This window comes from Bacillus sp. AFS002410, assembly GCF_002556365.1.
Lineage (GTDB): Bacteria > Bacillota > Bacilli > Bacillales > Bacillaceae_G > Gottfriedia.
Genome location: NZ_NUEU01000022.1, coordinates 60317 through 81339, shown reverse-complemented (window position 1 = coordinate 81339; position 21023 = coordinate 60317). Strand labels below are relative to the sequence as shown.

Sequence of the window (21023 nt, the reverse complement as noted above, 5' to 3'; positions counted from 1 at the left end):
AAGTTTCTAGTCTTTTGTTTTAGTTAATCCCTAAGTCTTTCTTAACACTTTCTAAAGTTTGTTTTTTGTATGTCTTTTTAGGTTTTACTGTACTGTCTATTGAAGTATTTTGCATTAAGTAGTTTTTCTCTACAAATGCCAAATCCTTTTCATCAACGATACCATCATTGTTAATATCAGCAGCACGTTTATTCGTTCCCCAATAAACTTGTAAGTAAATCGCATCCATTACATCAATAACATTATCGCCATTTACATCGCCTGCATGGTTTTTGTCCATTTCTACTAACTTTGAAGCCCCAGCAAGATTACCATTGATGTCTCTTGTTAAGTTTGATGTTACTTTCGTTGCAAAATGGCCAGGTATTTTCACATAGATGTCATAGTCTTTATTTGAAAAAGGTAAGTTATCAATTGTAAAGTAAGAACTTTTTGAGATGTTAGTTACATTATAAGTTTTGCCATTTGCATCTTGTGCATATACTATTGCTCCAAGCTTAGAGTAGTCCACCTTAGGATCTATCTGTCCATTTTTCATGAACGCTTCAGGCGAAATAAGTCCACTCACCGTCGATTGTTTAGGTAATACATAAAATGGTTTGTCTTTATAAACACGAATTAAGTTAGTAGTAGTTGCATCAGCTGTTTTCTTATATTTAAAAGATGATACATCAAATGCATATCCCTCTTGTAAATATAGCTTATCATTTGTCACTTTTAACGTAACATCTAAGAAAGGTAAGTCTTTATCAATTTTTAAATCTCCTTGATCAATAGAAGCTCCCACCTTAACAGAGCCTGTACTCAAAACTGGTGTCGTTAAATTTACTTTTGCTCCTTTTTCCTCGGCATATTTTTTAAATGCATCGTTGACCTTCACACTTTGGAATGAGTAGAAATCCTTACCAAAAGGCACAGTAAACTCTCCAGAAGCGAGTTGTTTTATATTGTTTAAATTCAATGTCATTGTAATTTCATCACCAAGTCGGACATTTTCTTTGTTATAAGTTGGAACCCCGTATTCAGTTCCTTCTTTTATAAATTTGTAATTTTTAATCCCTTTTGGATATGATTCTGCTGCTGTACCATTATCAAAAACGAATAAATTTGAATCTACATAACCTACTTGGTCAACCTCAAACTTAGTTACAGGGAATCTAAAGTTTCCGTCCTTATCAACTGCAAGTAGCATATTATTATATACGCTATACTCATAGTAAAGTGCACCGTTAATAGATTGATCAACATTTAAACCTTTCTGTTTAAGTGCTTCAACACCTGCATCAAATACATTTCCATGAATCCAAATTGCTGGTCCATTATATCCAGGTTCTGTTGTATACATTGAATCATTCACTTCATATACACCAGGCTTCATGTCTACTTCTACTTTTGGTGGCGTATTGTCAATTGTAACTTTATCTTCCATACTATACGATTTTCCGTTTTCATCATGTGTAATCATTTCAACTATATAGTCGCCTTCTGGCAGTCTTACTTTTTGGTCGGAAATAGGTCGTTTCTTATCATTTGTAAATGGATAGACCACACCAGTAAATATACTCTGTAAGAAATAATCTTTACCAGTTAATAAATTACTTGCGCCAGTAGAACCTACAAGTCCAACTGGCTCCCCTGTTTTACCATCTTTGACTAACACATCGATCATAGTTGACGGACTTGATAATCTGAAGTACCCGTTTACATACAGTGTCGAATATGGATGGATATTTTCCGGATTATCCGACATCATCGGTCTACTTATGCGCATATAATCAAACCCTTTACTATTTCTTACGTTGATTGAAAATGGGATTTGATAGTTTTCGTCTTTATTCTTTGAATTGACAAAATAAATGTATCCTTCATATCTTCCTGTCTGCGCTTGTTTTGGTACCGAAATCGTTGGATTAATTTGTGCACTTTTCCCCGCATCAACCGATATAGTACTTGGTACATCTACTGTCACGCCATTTTTTTCACCATCTAGCACTTCACCCATCGCAGGTAATAACTTAACACTTATATCGAACTTTTTCATGTCTTGCGTATTATGATTTTCAATGACAACTTTTCGGCTGTCTTGAATTTGCTTAGCATCGCCTAAATAGTGAGTACCGTAAGAAATAGAGCCTGTTTCTTCATCAATATCGACTAAATTACCATCTTGTTCATTCTTTGTTGTGTCCATAACCTTCAGTAAAGTATCGGAATGAACTGCCTCATACACATTGATTCTACCTGCCCCAACTGCATTAACTGAGTAATCACCGTTCATTTTGTCAGCAGTATTCATTAAAGCTTCTTTTACTTCAAAAGGAGTATAATCAGGATGTGCTTGCAAAATTAACGCTGCAGATCCAGTTACATGAGGTGTAGCCATTGATGTCCCAGAAAGACGACCATATGCCATATCGTAATTCGCATCATCATTCTTGTCATTTATATATTTAGGAAGCGTAGAGAATATTGCTACACCAGGTCCTACGACATCTGGTTTAATATCATCATTACCTTCAGCTGGTCCTCTTGAACTAAAATCAGCTAAGTGATCTCCTTCAGTCTTAATACTTCCAGCTGATACGAACGTAATATCTTTTTGGCCTTTCAAACGTTCTCCGTCCGCTTTTGAAATGCGGAAAGATGGAACATAATTTGTCCCTTCGCCAAGATAAGCATCGATATTTCCATCAACATTATTGTAAATAATGACGGCTTTTGCACCAGCTGCTTTTGCGTTTTGGATTTTTTCATCGAAAGTATAGGTACCGCGTTGAATCAACGCTACTTTACCAGTTACATCTTTATTTGTATAATCGGCTTTAGTTCCTAAACCTACATCAACTAACGGCAAAGTCTTACCTTGAAGGTCTTCTAATTTATCTGTATAATTCTCTGCTATTAGTTGCATATTTGTAAAAGTTTGATCCCCTGCACTTGCAGTCATTGTTGGAATTGTTAGCGACACGTCACTTGCTCCAACTGTTACCGCTAAGGCAGCTGCTCCTGGAGATCCTAACGTTTTTTCATCTGGGCCTGCATTCCCTGCCGCGACTACTGCAACAGTACCTGAAAGCATTGCATTGTTAATCGCAATCGATGTCGGTTCAAGCGGATCGTTTTCGCTAGATCCTAAGGATAAGTTGATAACATCCATTCCATCTTTTACAGCTCTATCGATACCAGCCATAACCGCGTCGTTTGACCCGCTTCCGTATGGTCCCAATACACGGTACACATATAAATCAACGTCAGGAGCTACCCCCATTACAGCTGATGATGAGTCATTTTTCTTTTGTGCACCAATTGATCCTGATACATGTGTTCCATGCTCTGTATAGTAAGTTGAACCATTTGAATCAGTTTCTGCCTGCCCAGAAGCTTTCCAATCTTTATACGTTGTCTCCATCGGATCGGAATCATTATCTACGAAATCGTAGCCACCTTTATAAATCCCTTTTAAATCAGGATGGTTATAGTCGATACCTGTATCAATAACCCCTACTTTTACGCCTTTACCAGTAATATTCTCTTCGTGAAGTTTGTCTGCTCCGATTTGCGGAAGACTATCATCCACTTTTGTTGGAGTAGATGTTTTCAATTCATCCGCCTCTTTTGGAAGATCAAGTGCTACACTTTTATCCGACCAAATTCGTTTAACAACCCCAGTGCTCAGTAGCTGTTGCACTGCCGTTCCTGGCAAAGTCATCGCCACACCATTGAAAGCATCATGGTATTCTCTAGTAATTTTAGCGGCATTCATCTTAGCTGCTTTTCGCTCATTCTGACTCTTTACTTTACCCCACTCTTTTTTAAATGTAGCATGATCATTATCAAGTTGAGTTTTTGCAGAAGTAAGTGAAAGTTTCTTTCCTTTCAACGCCTGCTTTAAAACTTCTACCTTTGCAGGTGCTTCATTAAATTCAACAATTACATTCACTAATTCCGGGCTTCTTTGGTTAATATCCGGTGATATAACGAACCCTGGTGACACATCAAGTTGATTCAGTGCCATTCTTTCCTCATCAGTTAAACTCGATAGCATTTTCTCTACACTACTCTGATTATTCTGACTTTTGGTTTCAGCATTAGCCTTAAATTGTCCATTTGCAGAAAATAACAAACTAGTAATTAAAGTGCCAGTTAGAACATGTTTCATTTTACTCATTTTCATAACTTTCCCCCTGATCGCTTAATTAGTAAATTTAGAAAACGAATGGGTACTTTAACTAATAGAAGATGAAATTTATCCTCACTAAATCAGCTGTTGAAACTGATTTAGTACTATGTAAGTGTTCAAGTATTCATATTCTAAGTACATCTTTTAACTCTCTATTACTGCATATTCTCGCTCCATTCAGTAATAATCCAAGTGGTTCTAGGGCAGAACTTTCTATGTACTGTAAAATTTTATCCTTTAAAACACACTATTAAATGGAATTCACCATCTTTCATCTCTCTTAAGTTAAAGACTTTTTTAAATTTCTCCCTCCCAATAGTAACTTCCCATCCTAAATTGATTATATGGAAAGTTGATTGTATATAAATTTCTAAAAATTCTGTCATTTTATCTATATTTATCGACATAAATTAACAAATATTACTATTTTTTAACAATTATCTTAATTTAAAATGTTGTATTTTAATAGATTATTAATTCTGGATAAGTTATATTTTGGGGTTAATTTTTAATTCTACCTGATAAAGTCTAAATTTGTATGAGAAACTATTTACTCTGTCACTTTACAAAAGAATTTACCTTTACGTATTTTCTAGTTCTTTTATGTAAAAATAAGGTAAGAATAAAAGTTAAAGGTTGAGGAAAATGTTTGGAACACTTGATGTTATAATTCGAACTCTTTCAGCATTTGTTTTACTTATTTGCATTACTCATGTGCTTGGAAAACAAACAATTTCAAAAATGACTTATCATGACTATATTACTTCTATTACAATAGGCTCTATTGCAGGTAATTTAGCGTTTAATACTTCTATAAAATTCAGTAACTATGTAACTGCACTAATCATTCTTTGCGCGTTTTTATTCCTTGCTACTTTAGTTTCATTAAAAAGTAGAAAAGCTAGAGCATTATTTAATGGTGAACCTACTGTTGTCATAGAAGATGGAAAAATACTCGAAAAAAACTTATTAAAATTAAGAATTACAATGGATTCCTTAAATCAAGGACTAAGAAGAAGAGATATATTTGATATTGATGAAGTTGAATATGCTATTTTTGAACCTGACGGACATTTATCGATCTTAAAGAAGCCTCCATATCGCTTTGTAACGAGGCAAGATTTAGGAATTTTTAGTTCTTCCAATTCTCAATTCCCTATTGAAATTATAATGAGTGGTCAAATTATCCATAAAAACATCACACAAAATCATTTAACAAAAGATTGGATCATGACTGAATTAAAGCAGCGAGGTTTGATTTTAGCTGATGTTTCATATTGTGTTCGTGGAACAAATGGACAGCTGTATTTTGATTTGTATAACGATAAGATTGATTCGCCTATTGATATAGAGCAGTGAAATAAAAATCGGTAACCTCCTTAGAGATTACCGATTTTCTACTAAAGTTTTAAATTACTCTAAGCCAAGTGCTTGTAAAACATCATCTAATGTTTTGCCTTTGTATTTCTTAACTGCTTTCGGAGAATTTTCATTCCATGGATTTTGCATCATGTAGTTATTAATTACATATTGCATATCTTTTTCGTCAACTACGCCATCATAGTTAATGTCAGCATCGCGTTTATTTGTACCCCAGTATGTTTGAATGTAGATCGCATCATTTATGTCAATAACATTATCTTTATTAACATCGCCACCTGGAATATAGTCATAATCCACTGGTTTCGATCCTGCTTTAACTTTCCCATCATCTTTTATGCCTACTGTAAAATCTTTCGTAAACGTAAAGTGACCTGGTACATCAATTTTTTGTGTAAAAGTCTCATCTGTAATTGGTAATCTTGTTCTAAATGCCCAAGGAGCTGTGTCATAATAACCGATTTGATCAGTTACACCATATTCTTTACCATTTTCATCTTTCACGCTAACTTTTGCACCTATTTTACTATAGTCAAGTTGTTTCATTTCAGGCTCTAAACCACTAAACTTCATTAAACCTTCAGCTTGGACTGATCCTCTCATAAGTGAATATGTAGGTGTCAGATAAAAATATGGTTGTATTCCTTGTGTCGTAACAGTTGAATTATCAACATTTGTATAAACAGCACTAAAGAATCTTGAACCTGTAGTACTTTTGAACATAATTGGAGCTTTAGTGTAAACGTCTTTTGATTTTACAGTTAAGTCTACCAACGATGCATCCCCAGCTATTCCTGTATTTGCTAAATCTCCAGTCGCTGTTGCAGTGATCGTCATTTTACTGCTTCCGCTCCCTGTATCAGTAGTCGTATATTGTACATCTAATTTCCCTTTAAATGCAGAAGTTGGTTGTACATTTACTACATCAAGGTATGCACTTGGATAACTGAAACTAAATTCAGCTTTCTTCACGTTTGATTGCACATTTTTTGTTGAGAAAGTCACTGTATTTGTATCCCCAGCATTAATGCGTTGCTTACTCGGGATTGCAGTTGTATATGCTGTACCTTTTCTAACAAAGTATGCATCAATTACACTATCATAATTTCTTACAGTTGATTTACTATAATCAGTAAAATCGTATTCTGTAATAGGATTTACAATTGGACCTGATGTAGCTAAAGGAATTTCTGAATTGAAATTACCTTGTGTGTCTAATGGAATGCTGACTTCCGCAGAATTGTTAGGGTTATAATACGTAAACCTATTATCTCCCTGTGAAGCATCTATGCCTCCTGCCTTCATCTCGTCTATATCCTTATCAAATACATTACCAGATACAGTAACCTTTGTGTCAGTTGGATTTGCAGTTTCGTATATGCCTCCAGCTTTCATATTGTTCATCGTTACCTTTGGTTCTCTCTCTCCATAGTATACCGCTGTATCTGAAGTGAATTTTTCCCCTTTATCGTTTGTACCAACCATTCTAATTTTATATAATCCTGGATCTGTATTTTTAAAATCATACGCAATTGGGTTGTCTGGGTTGCCAGTTAATGGATAATATTTACCTTCATTAAGTACTCCACGGTAATAATACTCTTTATTTTCATCTGCCGCGATTCCATCAGCTGAACCTAAGAATCCGATTTCTTTGTCTGTTTTTGGATCTACTAGGAAGAAATCGAAATAACGCATATGTGAGTTCAGTTTAAAATTCACACCAAGTGACCATCTTGTCGCATTACTTCCTGCTTCATAAGGAATTGTATAAGCTGTTGGAGTAGCTTCCACATAGTCAATTCCTTCTTTTACAGTATGAATAGCAAATGGGATTTTATATGTTTCATTAGGATCTTTTTGGTTTGTATAAACAACATAACCTTCATATGTTCCAACTTTTGCAGATTTTGGAACATTAATCGTAGCATCCATATTAGCACTACTGTATTTTTTTACTTTTACAGATGATTTCACATCTAACGTAACTCCATTAGCATCAGCATCTTGGTCAGCTCTAGAATCGCCTTCAGCGCGCGCGTCCATTGTTTGGAATTGAACCTTTACGTCATATGTTTTATCTACAGAAGATTTATTAAATAAGGTAATTGAACGTTTATCTGATAAATCCTTATCAGCAACAGCTTGTTCACCAAAGCTTAATGCACCAGTAATATTTTTAATTTGTTTAATTCCTTTACTAGCTAACGTAGTGTTACCATAATTAGTAGAATTATCTTTAACAGTTGAAGTTGTGTCTTTTACTTGAATTTCTGTCGCCGCATGAACAGCTTTATATGGGTTTACACGCCCTGCTCCAACTTCATATACACTGTATTTATCAGATAATGGGTCTGCTGTATTCATAAGTGTTGCTTTAATATCTGCAGTATCCATGTCTGGATGAGCTTGCTTTATTAAAGCTGCTACACCAACAACGTTTGGAGTTGCCATTGATGTTCCTGATAATCTCTCATAAGCATAATCATAATTACCAATTTGATCTGCACCATGCATATAAGATGGAACAGTTGAGAAAACAGATACTCCAGGAGCTGTTACTTCTGGTTTAATATCATATAATACACGAGATGGGCCACGTGAACTAAACGGTGCTAATTTATCACCAGTTGTCACTAATTGTTTCATATTACTAAAAGTAAAGTCCATCGTTGAGTAGATTGTATTTCCTTTAGAATCAACTGTAGGCAATTTAGTCGCTAAGGCTTTTCCTTGAGCATTACTCATTGTAAAGGTTGGAATATAGCTATAACCTTCTCCAAGATATACATCACCTAATGGAGTCGGTGCGTCATATAATACAACAGCTATTGCTCCATGTGATTTAGCAGTCGCAATAATTTGAGTAATTCCATAGCTTCCACGTTGCGCAAGGACAACCTTTCCCTTTACATCTTTTGGCTGAGATGTACCAACGGCTCCCATCCAATAACTAACTTCACCACCATATTCGACATTGACCATTTGGAGAGTTTGACCATCAAATTGCGTTACGTCATCAGTTAACCCTGTGGCTGCTAGTTTTAAATCAGCAGGTAAATCGCCTGTAGATGTTTGAGCAGTTCCCGTATAAGTCGGAATTGAAACTGATGTGTCACTTGCTCCAACTGTAATTGCTAAAGGCGAGTTACCTGGAGCACCAAGTGAATACATACCACTTCCCGAGTTTCCTGCAGCAACAATCGCTGTTACGCCTGCAAGAACGACATTATTTACGGCAATCGTAGTAGGATATAATGGATCATTGTAATCTGCTCCAAGAGACATATTAATAATATCCATACCATCTGAAACTGCTTTATCAAGTCCCGCTAGAATAGCCGATGTAGCTCCAGATCCATATGGGCCTAGAACTCGATATGAATAAATATCTGCGCCTGGTGCAACACCTGTTACTGCAAGGTCGCCGTCATTTTTTCCTTGTCCAGCAATAATACCAGCTACATGTGTTCCGTGCTCAGTATAGTACGCTTCACCGCTTGTACTTAATTCAGCCTTCCCAGACTTCTGCCAATCTGCATACGTCGTTTCCATCGGGTCATTGTCATTGTCAACGAAATCGTATCCACCTTTAAAAGCACCTTTTAAATCCGGATGATTATAATCAATACCTGTATCAAGGATACCAACTTTTACACCTTTTCCTGTATATCCTTCTTCGTGAAGTTTTTCAACTCCAGGAAATGTAACCATCGTGTGAGTTGCAGCTTGCTTCCCTGTTGTTGCCGATTCACTGATAGACGGTGGCTCTACTTGAACTTGCAAATCACTGTAAACAGCTTTTACAGAATCTGATTTAAGAAGAGATTTGATTTTGTTTGCTGGAAGGGTCATTGAAACCCCGTTAAATGCTTTTTTATATGATCGCTTAATTGAATATGGATTTTTCTTCTCTTTTAATTCACTGCTAAAAATCGTTTTTAAATCTTTTTGGAACGTATCATGTGAAGCATCCACTTTTGCTTGTGCGTCTTCCGCTGATAGTGTTTCGCCATTTGACTCTGCTTCTAAAACAGCCGTCTGCTGAGGCTTGTCTTTAAACTCAACAATGACTGACGTAACCTTGTCGCTTGTTTGATCAACATCAGGAGAAACTTGAAGCCCTGATTTATCACTTAGTTTCAATTGTTTAATTGCCTCACGCTGCTGAGGCGTTAAATTTGAAAGTACTTGATCAATCTTTGTTGTCGACTGCGCATGTACATTCTGTGAAAATGAAACCGGCGACAATGCTGTGCTAATAAGTCCTGTAGTTAATGCTAGAGTAGTAACATTTCTAACCATTTTCTTTTTCATCTACTATCCTTCTTTCTCTATTTGATAGCTTCATTATATGGAGAGTTGATTTATTTTTTATTTTGAAAAATTCTTTCAATTCAAAATTTTTTTACAAAAATCTACTAATTATTTACCTTAAATTAATAATTTTGTCTAAAAATGGATATACCTGTAAATATTTAGAATATTATTTCGTTTTTTGTACAATATGTCTTTTTGTGACCAAAATTAAATAGCCCAGTTTAATTGATTGGGATATCTGTTTTTAATAAATCTACAGCAATTAAAAAGAAGGCCCCTAATTTAATTTAAAGAAAATCGTAGAGCTAAGTCTGTCTTGAAGCAAAAATAGGGGTATATTAGTGGGAAATTTCAGTTGGAGTTAATTTTATGGTCTTGATTTATAGATACTTAGTAGATTTCCTCATCTTTTTAATCGTTTTAGAAAGAATTGAAGCAAGTTTATTAATCTTTCAATTTTGTGAATCTACTTTTGACCAATAATTCAGCCAGAATACCCTAACCGGTACGGGTAATATCCTATCAATTTGGTACTCTAGGGAATTTAATTGCAGTTTTACTGATTTTAATTGCTATTTGGAAAATTTTAATTGCAGTTTTCGCGATTTTATTTGCAGAATCTCTATTTTTATTTGCAATTCAGCATTTATTTGCAGATTCGTATTTCTTATTTGCACTTTGCACAGTTTTATTTGAACTTCAACTTTATCTAATACAAACTTTGTAAATACTTCCTAAAATATAAAAAATGAGGATGCCCATACTTTGGACATCCTCTTTCTAGTCAATTCTTAAATTACTCTAACCCTAATGCTTGTAAAACATCATCCAATGTTTTGCCTTTAGCTTTTTTAACTGGTTTTGGAGAATTTTCATTCCATGGATTTTGCATCATGTAGTTATTAATTACATATTGCATATCTTTTTCATCTACAACACCGTCAAAGTTAATGTCGGCATCACGCTTATTTGTGCCCCAATATGTTTGAATGTAGATCGCATCGTTTATATCAATTACATTGTCTTTATTGACATCTCCACCAGGGATATAATCATATTGAACTGGTTTCGATCCAGCTTTAACTTTTCCATCATCTTTAATTCCTACTGTAAAATCTTTCGATAAAGTAAAGTGACCTGGTACATCAATTTTCAAGTTAAAATTCTTGTCTGTTATCGGTAATCTTGTTCTAAATAACCATGGACTTGTATTAGAATAACCGAATTGATCAGTTACACCATATTCCTTACCATTTGTATCTTTTACACTAACTTTTGCACCTATTTTACTATAGTCCAGTTGTTTCATTTCAGGCTCTAAACCACCAAACTTCATTAAACCTTCTGCTTCGACACTTGATCTCATAAGTGAATAGTTCGGAGTAACGAAGAAATATGGTTGAATACCTTGTGTTGTTACAGTTGTATTATCTACATTTGTGTAAACAGCATTAAAGAATCTTGAACCTGTTCCACTTTTGAATTCCATTGGACCTTTGTAGTATTGATCTTTTGCCTTAAATGTTAAGTCAACCAGTGAAGCATCTCCAACTATTCCAGTGTTCGCTAAATCTCCAGTCGCTGTTGCAGTGATCGTCATTTTACTGCTTCCGCCTTCTATAGCAGTAGTTGTATATTGAACATCTAGTTTCCCTTTATATGCATCGCTTGGTTGTACGTTTACTACATCAAGGAATGCACTTGGATAAGTGAAACTGAACTCCGCTTTCTTCACGTTTGCCTTTACATTTTTTGTTGAGAAAGTAACCGTATTTGTATCACCCATGTTTATACGCTGCTTATTTGCGATTGCAGTTGTATATGCCGTTCCTTTTCTAACAAAGTATGCATCTATTACACTATCATAATTTCTTACACTTGATTTACTATAATCAGTAAAATCATATTCTGTAATCGGATTTACAATTGGACCAGATGTAGCTAATGGTATTTCAGCATTAAACTTTCCTTGCGAGTCTACTGGTATGCTTGTTTCTGATGAACTATTAGGGTTAGAATATGTAAAAGTATTATCCCCCTGAGAAGCCTCTATGCCCCCTGCCTTCATCTCGTCTATATCTTTATCAAACACAGAACCTGATACTTTGACTTTCGTGTCAGTTGGATTAGCAGTTTCATAGATTCCACCAGCCATCATGTTGTCCATCGTTACCTTTGGCTCTCTCTCTCCATAGTAAACAGGAGCATCTGACGTGAACGTTTCCCCTTTATCATTTGTTCCAACCATTCGAATTTTATATAATCCTGGATCTGTCTGTTTTGAATCATACATGATTGGATTGTCCGGATTACCAGTTAACGGATAATATCTGCCTTCATTTAATACCCCTCGGAAATAATATTCCGTATTCTCGTCTGCTCCCATTCCATCAGCTGAACCCAAAAATCCGATTTCTTTATCTGTTTTTGGATCGACAAGGAAGAAGTCAAAATAACGCATATGAGAATTTAATTTAAAGTTTACTCCTAGTGACCATCTTGTGTAATTACTTCCTGCTTCATACGCTATTGTATAAGCTGAAGTTGGACTAGCTTCCACAAAGTCAATCCCTTCTTTTACTGTGTGAATTGCAAAAGGGATTTTATATGTTTCGTTCGGATCTTTTTGGTTTGTATAGACTACATACCCTTCATAAGTTCCTAGTTTTGCAGATTTTGGAACATTGATCGTAGCATCCATTTTTGCACTGCTGTATTTTTTTACTTTTACAGATGATTTCACATCTAAGGTAACACCATTTGCGGAAGCGTCTTGGTCAGCTCTAGAATCGTCTGTAAAACGAGCATCTAGCGTCTGGAACTGAACCTTTACGTCATAAGTTTTATCTACAGAAGATTTATTAAATAAGCTAATTGAGCGTTGATCTGATAAATCTTTCCCATCAACAGCTTGTTCGCCAAAACTTAATGCACCAGTAATGTTATTAATTTGTTTAATGCCCTTACTTGCTAACGTTGATGCTTCAGCGTAACTTACACCATCTTTTACTGTTGATGTTTTGTCTTTCACCTGAATTTCTGTCTGTGCATGAACAGCTTTGTAAGGGTTTACATGTCCAGCCCCAACTTCATATACACTGTACTTATCAGATAATGGATCTGCTGTATTCATAAGTGTCGCTTTAACATCAGAAGGAGTCATATCAGGATGTGCTTGCTTAATTAGAGCTGCTACACCTACAACGTTTGGAGTTGCCATCGATGTTCCTGATAAACGATCATAAGCATAATTGTAGTTCCCAATCTGATCTGCCCCGTGCATATAGGATGGTACAGTAGAGAAAACAGACACACCAGGTGCGGTTACTTCAGGTTTAATATCGTATAACACACGAGATGGACCACGAGAACTAAATGGTGCTAATTTATCACCTGTTGTCACTAATTGTTTCATATTACTGAAGTTAAAATCTAAAGATGTTTTTCCATCTGATGGTAATTTAGCAGCCAAGGCTTTTCCTTGTGCATTACTAATTAAAAACGTCGGAATATAACCATATCCTTCTCCAAGATATACATCACCGTTAGGAACCGGCGCGTCATACAATACTGCACCTATTGCTCCACGCGCTTTAGCATTTGCTATAATTTGAGTTAAACCGATGCTACCTCGTTGCGCCAGGATAACTTTTCCCTTTACATCTATTTGTGGAGATGTACCTACATTTCCTGTCCAGTACGAACCCTCTGTACCATAGGCTACATTGACCATTTGTAGTGTTTTTCCATCAAAATCTGCAACGTTATCTCCTAATCCTAGAGCCCCGAGCTTTAAATCTGCTGATACGTCACCTGTTGACGATTTTAATGTTCCTGTATAGGTCGGAATCGTCACAGATGTATCACTTGCCCCTACTGTAATCGCCAAAGGTGAATTACCAGGAGCGCCAAGCGAATACATATTACTTCCTGAATTTCCTGCTGCAACAATCGCAGTTACACCTGCAAGAACAACATTATTAACAGCAATAGTTGTCGGATATAAAGGATCATTGTAATTTGCACCAAGAGACATATTTATAACGTCCATACCATCTGAAACTGCTTTATCAAGTCCTGCAAGAATAGCTGATGTATAGCCAGAACCATATGGCCCTAATACACGATAAGAATAAATATCAGCACCTGGTGCAACGCCAGTTACCGAAAGGTCTCCATCGTTTTTCCCTTGTCCCGCAATAATCCCAGCTACATGTGTTCCATGCTCGGTATAGTATGCTTCGCCGTTTGTAGCTAATTCAGCTTGCCCAGACTTCTTCCAATCAGCGTATGTTGTTTCCATAGGGTCATTGTCATTGTCGACAAAATCGTAGCCGCCTTTAAAAGCATCTTTTAAATCCGGGTGATTATAGTCAATTCCCGTATCAAGAATCCCGACTTTTACGCCTTTTCCTGTATATCCTTCTTCGTGTAGTTTTTCAACTCCTGGGAATGTAACCATCGTATGAGTTGCAGCTTGCTTCCCTGTTGTTGCTGTTTCACTAATCGATGGTGGTTCTACTTGAACTTGTAAATCGCTATAGACAGCTTTTACTGAATTTGATTTAAGAAGCGATTTAATTTTATTTGCTGGGAGTGTCATTGAAACCCCATTAAATGCTTTTTTATATGAACGTTTAATTAAATATGGATTTTTCTTTGCTTTTAATTCGCTACTAAAAATTGTTTTTAAATCTTTTTGAAACGTCTCATGTGAAGCGTCCACATTTGCTTGAGCATCTTTTGCTGATAGCGAATCACCATCTGCTTCTGCCTCTAAAACAGCAGTCTTCTGAGGCTTGTCCTTAAACTCGACAATGATAGATGTATCCTTGTCACTTGTTTGATCGACTTCAGGAGATAATTGAAGACCAGCTTTATCACTTAGCTTCAATTGTTTAATTGCCTCGCGCTGCTGAGGCGTAAGACTTGCTAGTACTTGATCAATCTTTGTCGTTGCTTGTGCATGAACCTGATGTGAAAGTGAATTCGGTGTTAACGTAGTGCTTATAAGTCCTGTTGTTAATGCTAGTGTTGTAACATTTCGAAACATATTCTTTTTCATCTACTAACCTACTTTCTTTTCTCAAGATAGATTCATTATATTGAGAGTTGGCGAGATTGATATTTTGCAAAATTCATTCAATTCGAACTTTTTTTACAATTTTTTTACAAAAAAATGCAAAAAACTAGAAAAACCTCAGAATTTTCGGCTTTGTATACTATTTTGTTCCTTGTTAGGAAATAATGTAAAAACTGTTCGTTATTCAAATAAATTGACTAACAGTGACTTACCTCCTTTGATGAATTAGAATAAAAGGCCAATTACATTTCTCACAAATTCGCTTAAATAAATACAATAGAAGAAAATGGAAAAAAGTGATTAAAAAAACAACATTTTTTCATTTATTTAAGTTAAAGTTTTTCACAAATATAGATTTCATTGAATAATCATTGACGGCAACTAGACAAAGGATTATGTTTTGTGATAAATTATTACAAGAAAAATCTGTTTAATAACTAAATATTTTTAAAACGATGAAAAGGAAAGTAGTTTTTGCTATAGTCGATAGCGAGCCAGGGACGGTGAAAGCCTGGTGATGAGGCATGAATGAAGAACACCTTTGAGTTCTAACCGAAAGGGATCTCTTAAGTAGGCTTAGACGTATCCAGAACGTTATTAACTGGGGTAAGCAATATTAGCTTTAAAGTTGGTCATATTTATGACAATTTGGGTGGTACCGCGGAAGTAGTCTTTCGTCCCTTTTTTGGGGGATAGAAGGCTTTTTTTTATGGAAAATTAACATTAGGAGGCAAATTATGATAAAGACCGTAATTAAAGATTTATACAGAAATCAAGAAAATTTCAGCAACAAAACAGTTCAGATTTCAGGATGGATTCGTACTCTTCGTGATTCTAAAACGATTGGTTTTATAGAGTTAAACGATGGAACATTTTTTAAGAGTGTACAAGTAGTTTTTGAAGATGGCCTTGAAAACTTCAAAGAAATCACAAAGTTACCTATTAGCTCATCAGTTTTAATAGAAGGTGAATTTGTTCCAACTCCTGAAATGAAACAACCTTTTGAAATTAAAGCGACAAAAATTACTGTTGAAGGATTATCAGACACAGATTATCCTTTACAAAAAAAGAGACATTCACTTGAGTATTTAAGAACAATCGCTCATTTACGTCCGAGAGCTAACAGTTTCTCTGCCGTTTTCAGAATTAGATCTCTTGCAACTTTTGCTATTCATAAGTTCTTCCAAGAAAAAGGATTTGTCAATGTACATACTCCGATTATTACTGGAAGCGATACAGAAGGCGCAGGAGAAATGTTCCGCGTGACGTCAATGGATTTGAACCAAATTTCTAAAACTAAAGACGGAAAAGTAGATGACAGTGCAGACTTCTTCGGTAAAGAAACTAACTTAACTGTTAGTGGTCAATTAAACGCAGAATCATTTGCTCTTGCTTTCCGTAATGTGTATACTTTCGGTCCGACTTTTAGAGCAGAGAATTCTAACACTGCAAGACATGCTGCAGAATTCTGGATGATTGAGCCAGAAGTTGCCTTCGCAGAACTATCTGATATTATGGACCTTGGAGAAGACATGGTTAAGTATGTTATTAATTATGTTTTTGAACAAGCACCTGAAGAAATGGAATTCTTTAATAGCTTTATTGATAAAACACTTATCGAAAGATTGAAGAATGCATTAGAATCTGATTTTGGTAGAGTGACTTATACTGAAGCTGTTGAATTATTACAAAAAGCTGATAAGAAATTTGAGTACCCTGTTGAATGGGGAACAGATTTACAAACGGAACATGAACGTTACTTAAGTGAAGAAGTTTACAAGCGTCCTGTATACGTAACTGACTATCCGAAAGAAATTAAAGCATTCTATATGAGAGCTAATGACGATGGCAAAACAGTTGCTGCGACTGACTTATTAGTTCCTGGTATTGGGGAATTAATTGGTGGAAGCCAACGTGAAGAAAGAGAAGACGTCCTTACTGATCGTATTAAAGAGCTTGGTATGGATGCTGAAGATTACTGGTGGTATCTAGAGCTTAGAAAATACGGTGGTACAAAGCATTCTGGCTACGGAATTGGTTTCGAACGACTTGTTATGTATTTAACTGGTATGAAGAACATCCGTGATGTTATCCCATTCCCACGTACACCAGGAAACGCTGATTTTTAATTTTATATGATAAGAAAAACCGGGCAAAAACGCCCGGTTTTTCTTTGCTTAGAGTACAGCCGCATAAATACTACAGTTTTTAGAACCGCGGTACACCTCAAAATTTATACTTACTATCTTTCAAAAAAGACATTAGATGATCTTCTAATGGCTCAGTTGTTATTTGGAAAAAGCGAACACTTTGTGTACTTTATTGATAAAGCTGTGAACTTTGTTGATAAAGCGTTGGTTTTGTTGATATAGTACTGGTTTTTGTTGATATATCGGATTTTTTGTTGATATGATAATTGGCATGCTCTGCAATCGGTGGGCTTGTGCGTAAATCAGTTGGTTTCGTGCATAAAGCCCCTGGCTTTCACGTGTATCATTAGATTTTGCCCTCCATGTCACAGTTTTCTACCTATTTCATTAGATTTCTCCTACAATGTCACAGCTTTGTTCCTATATCTATAGATTTTGTGTACTTTATTGATAAACATTTCAATTTTGTTGGTAAAGTTGTAATTTTTATTGATAAACGCTTTCTTAATGTAAAAATAAAAATAGGATGCTTACGGCATCCTATTTCTTTTTCTATTTTTAAAGTAGTTAATCATCAACTAAGTGATTTAGTAGTTAGTTGATGATTTTAATTTCATCATCTATTTGTTCATCTATCGGTACACGTTTTCCTATTCCGAAAGCATAAAAACTAATCGTAACAATCGCCAAGAAAATAATTCCTACAATAAGCGAGATACGTGTGTCGTCATTAAACCACATTCCGATTAAAACTAAAACTAAATAAGCTAACGTTATATAGTTCGTAAAAGGCGCAAAGGGCATTTTAAATGGATGATTATCAATTTCTGCTCCCTTTACTTTTCTGAATCGCAAATGACTAATTAGAATAACAAACCACGGAATCATACCTGGTAGTACACTTGCACTGTATACATACACGAATAAATTTTTTGGTGCAATAAAGTTTAAAATTACACCAACAACTAAACCAACAAGCACACCAACCGTACCGAATAAAGGCACTCCGTTATTTGAGACTTTAGCAAAATACTTCGGTGCTTGTCCGTTAACTCCTAATGTATAAAGCATACGTCCTGCACTATAAATACCACTGTTACAGCCAGACATCGCAGCAGTGATTACTACAAAGTTAATGATACCAGCAGCAGCCGTAATACCAACCTTTGCAAAAGTTACAACAAATGGGCTTCCAATCGAATTTAGTTCATTCCATGGGTAAACAGTTACAATTACAAAAATCGCACCAATATAGAAGATTAGAATACGCCAGATCGTACTTTGAATCGCATCTCTTAATGTTTTTTTCGGATTTTCTGCTTCCCCAGCTGTAATACCAATTAATTCAACACCTTGATAAGCTCCAACAACTAGTGAAAGTGCAAAGAAGAAACCTGACCAACCACCTGTGAAGAAGCCTCCATGTTTCCATAAATTTGATAATCCAATCGCATGTCCACCGTTACCAAGACCGAAGAAAATTAGGCCAAATCCAGCAACAATCATCAATAAAATTGTAACGATTTTAATCATCGCAAACCAAAATTCAAATTCACCAAATGATTTAACAGAAATTAAGTTTGCTGCACCAAGAATCACAATTGCAATAAGGCCTGGTATCCAGGCAGGTAGGTCTGGAAACCAGTATTTCATATATGCCCCAACTGCTATAATTTCTGACATTCCAACAATAACCCACTGGAACCAGTTACTCCATGCAGTCATATACCCCGCTAACGGATGTATGTATTTATGGCCAAATGTAGCAAACGAACCTGTACTAGGCTCTAAAAACAACATTTCGCCCATTGCACGCATAATAAAGAAAATAAAAATGCCTGAAATTGCATAAGCAAGCATTACTGATGGGCCTGTCCAATGAATTGTACTCGTTGAACCCATAAATAAACCTACACCGATTGTACCGCCCAAAGCAATCATCTGTATGTGACGCGCTCCGAGGCCTCTCTTCAATTCCTTTTGTGCCATGCTATTTCCTCCCCAAAGATAAGATACTATAATCTCTATTTTGTTTTGAAATGATGAAGCAAGTGTCACTTTTATTATCTTTCTTAAAAACTGATCCCCAAAATCATTGTTATACAACATATCTTACAGTTACGCTTCTTCATTTCCCTTAGATTATTAGATACTGATTACCTACCCTACTTTTCGAATTGGGTTAGAAACATCTTTCTTCCGTAAAACACTAACATAATAACCACATATACCACCTATGATCGATGGAACCACCCAACCTAAACCTAAACTATACATTGGGAGAAATTTTGTGAAAAAATGATGAATTACTTCAATACGTATTCCAGCTGAGTTTAAACCATCAAATAGACTCACAATAAACGTTAAAATCAAACTGCCCTGATACACTTCCGGTCTGCCATTAAATTTATAGTGTAAGAATGTTAAGAAAATTAAAGATATGGCAATTGGATACAGTGTCATTAATACAGGCACTGAAACTTTAATTAATTGTGTTAAACCAATATTTGCGATAAGCGTACTAAATACAGACATTATGATTGCAATTTTTCTATAAGAAATGGCTGGAAACAATTCATTAAAAAAAGAAGAACAAGCAGTTATTAGACCTACACTCGTCGTTAAGCAAGCTACGGTAATCATTAACCCAAGTAAGATTGCCCCATAAGAACCAAAATAATAGTCTGAAACCTTCGCTAATACTTCAGCACCATTATCTAATCGACCAAGTTTTTCAACACTCGATGCACCCATATAAGTAAGAGCAGAATAGATAATTGCTAAAAGTGAAGCAGCGATCGCTGTTGATTTTCCACAAACAATCATAAGCTGTTTTTTAGAAGTAACGCCTTTTCCTTTAATTGCATTTACAATAATAATTCCAAAAACAAAAGCTACAAGAGCATCCATCGTTAAATATCCTTCTTGAAATCCTTTAAAAAACACATGTGATGTGTACCCTTTAAAAGGCTCTTGAAATTTTCCAATTGGACGAACAATAGCTACAACAACTAGCAATCCGATAAATGTTAATTTAATAGGCGTCAGAAACCTTCCAACTATATCAATAATCTTTGTAGGATTAAGTGATAACAAGCAAGTAACTGTGAAAAATAAAATTGAAAATATGATTAATGGAACAGGACTTGCATCATTTGATAAAAAAGGTTTAACGCCAATTTCATACGATACATTCCCTGATCTAGGGATAGCGAAAAAAGGACCAATTGCTAGATAAAGGACCGTAGTAAATACAATACCAAACAACGGATGTACCCGTCTAGCTAAAGATTGTAAGTTTTTTTCACCTGAAAAAACAAATGCAGTTACGCCCAGTAGTGGTAATCCAACACCAGTAACTAAAAACCCTGCATTAGCTATCCATAAATTTTTTCCGGCTAACTGTCCAAGAATAGGTGGAAAAATTAGATTTCCAGCTCCGAAAAACAACGCAAATAGCATAAAACCAAGTATGATTATAAATGAATTAGGTACTCTTGATGACATTAAACAACAACTCCGATTAATTAATTGAATTTGTATAAAGTTTCACAACTTATACTACTAAACAGCTATCTACTCATTCACTAATTTTTATTTTCGTCTCTTTTTACGACCAAACAATCTTACCTCACATTTTTATCAAATTCAATAAATTATAATAATTAAGATTAGACTGTTTTTCTAATCTAGATCGATACTCAGTAGTTTCGCTTTAGTTTTATTGTTGATTGGCAAGCAATTTTTGATTCAAAGAAATTTTGTATGTTGGTGTCGCGCTCATCTTCTACGTAGAAATACGAACAAATTATGGCTTTTGTTGATAAAGTTGTGAACTTTATTGATATAGTTATGATTTTTGTTGATAAAGCACAAAAATTTGTTGATATAGCATTGATTTTTATTGATA

General features: G+C 35.3%; 7 protein-coding genes and 1 other annotated feature. Of the genes, 2 read left to right on the top strand and 5 right to left on the bottom strand.

Annotation, left to right across the window (positions count from 1 at the left end):
• Window positions 1–19 precede the first annotated feature (19 nt).
• A complete protein-coding gene (locus tag CN692_RS14500) occupies window positions 20–4174 on the bottom strand; it encodes a S8 family serine peptidase (RefSeq protein WP_098119881.1) in 4155 nt (1384 codons plus the stop codon).
• Window positions 4175–4825: 651 nt separating this feature from the next.
• Between CN692_RS14500 and CN692_RS14495 the strand changes: the two genes are divergently transcribed.
• Complete coding sequence (locus CN692_RS14495) at window positions 4826–5539, top strand: DUF421 domain-containing protein (RefSeq protein WP_098119880.1); 714 nt, start codon at window positions 4826–4828, stop codon at window positions 5537–5539.
• Window positions 5540–5593: 54 nt separating this feature from the next.
• Here CN692_RS14495 and CN692_RS14490 read toward each other — a convergent pair whose 3' ends face one another.
• Window positions 5594–9877 carry a S8 family serine peptidase gene (locus CN692_RS14490; RefSeq protein WP_098119879.1) on the bottom strand — a complete coding sequence of 1428 codons (4284 nt, stop codon included), beginning with the start codon at window positions 9875–9877 and terminating at the stop codon, window positions 5594–5596.
• A 799-nt stretch (window positions 9878–10676) separates the two neighbouring features.
• Window positions 10677–14945: a S8 family serine peptidase gene (locus CN692_RS14485; protein WP_098119878.1), complete on the bottom strand. Its 4269-nt coding sequence runs from the start codon at window positions 14943–14945 to the stop codon at window positions 10677–10679.
• Window positions 14946–15409: 464 nt separating this feature from the next.
• Window positions 15410–15648: a binding site (T-box leader), on the top strand.
• A gap of 52 nt (window positions 15649–15700) precedes the next feature.
• On the opposite strand from CN692_RS14485, the gene asnS reads away from it, so the two are divergent.
• Window positions 15701–17092 carry an asparagine--tRNA ligase gene (asnS, locus tag CN692_RS14480; RefSeq protein WP_098119877.1) on the top strand — a complete coding sequence of 464 codons (1392 nt, stop codon included), beginning with the start codon at window positions 15701–15703 and terminating at the stop codon, window positions 17090–17092.
• A 615-nt stretch (window positions 17093–17707) separates the two neighbouring features.
• Here the strand turns inward: asnS and CN692_RS14475 are convergent.
• A complete protein-coding gene (locus CN692_RS14475) occupies window positions 17708–19102 on the bottom strand; it encodes an amino acid permease (RefSeq protein ID WP_098119876.1) in 1395 nt (464 codons plus the stop codon).
• 171 nt (window positions 19103–19273) lie between these two features.
• Entirely contained in the window at window positions 19274–20620 is a 1347-nt protein-coding gene (brnQ, locus tag CN692_RS14470; protein ID WP_098119875.1) for a branched-chain amino acid transport system II carrier protein, read from the bottom strand.
• Between the last annotated feature and the right edge of the window lie 403 nt (window positions 20621–21023).

What these genes read in the sequence shown, in the direction of transcription:
- CN692_RS14500 (WP_098119881.1), bottom strand. Translation starts at nt 4,174, where the DNA reads ATGAAAATGAGTAAAATGAAACATGTTCTAACTGGCACTTTAATTACT.
- CN692_RS14495 (WP_098119880.1), top strand. Translation starts at nt 4,826, where the DNA reads ATGTTTGGAACACTTGATGTTATAATTCGAACTCTTTCAGCATTTGTT.
- CN692_RS14490 (WP_098119879.1), bottom strand. Translation starts at nt 9,877, where the DNA reads ATGAAAAAGAAAATGGTTAGAAATGTTACTACTCTAGCATTAACTACA.
- CN692_RS14485 (WP_098119878.1), bottom strand. Translation starts at nt 14,945, where the DNA reads ATGAAAAAGAATATGTTTCGAAATGTTACAACACTAGCATTAACAACA.
- asnS (WP_098119877.1), top strand. Translation starts at nt 15,701, where the DNA reads ATGATAAAGACCGTAATTAAAGATTTATACAGAAATCAAGAAAATTTC.
- CN692_RS14475 (WP_098119876.1), bottom strand. Translation starts at nt 19,102, where the DNA reads ATGGCACAAAAGGAATTGAAGAGAGGCCTCGGAGCGCGTCACATACAG.
- brnQ (WP_098119875.1), bottom strand. Translation starts at nt 20,620, where the DNA reads ATGTCATCAAGAGTACCTAATTCATTTATAATCATACTTGGTTTTATG.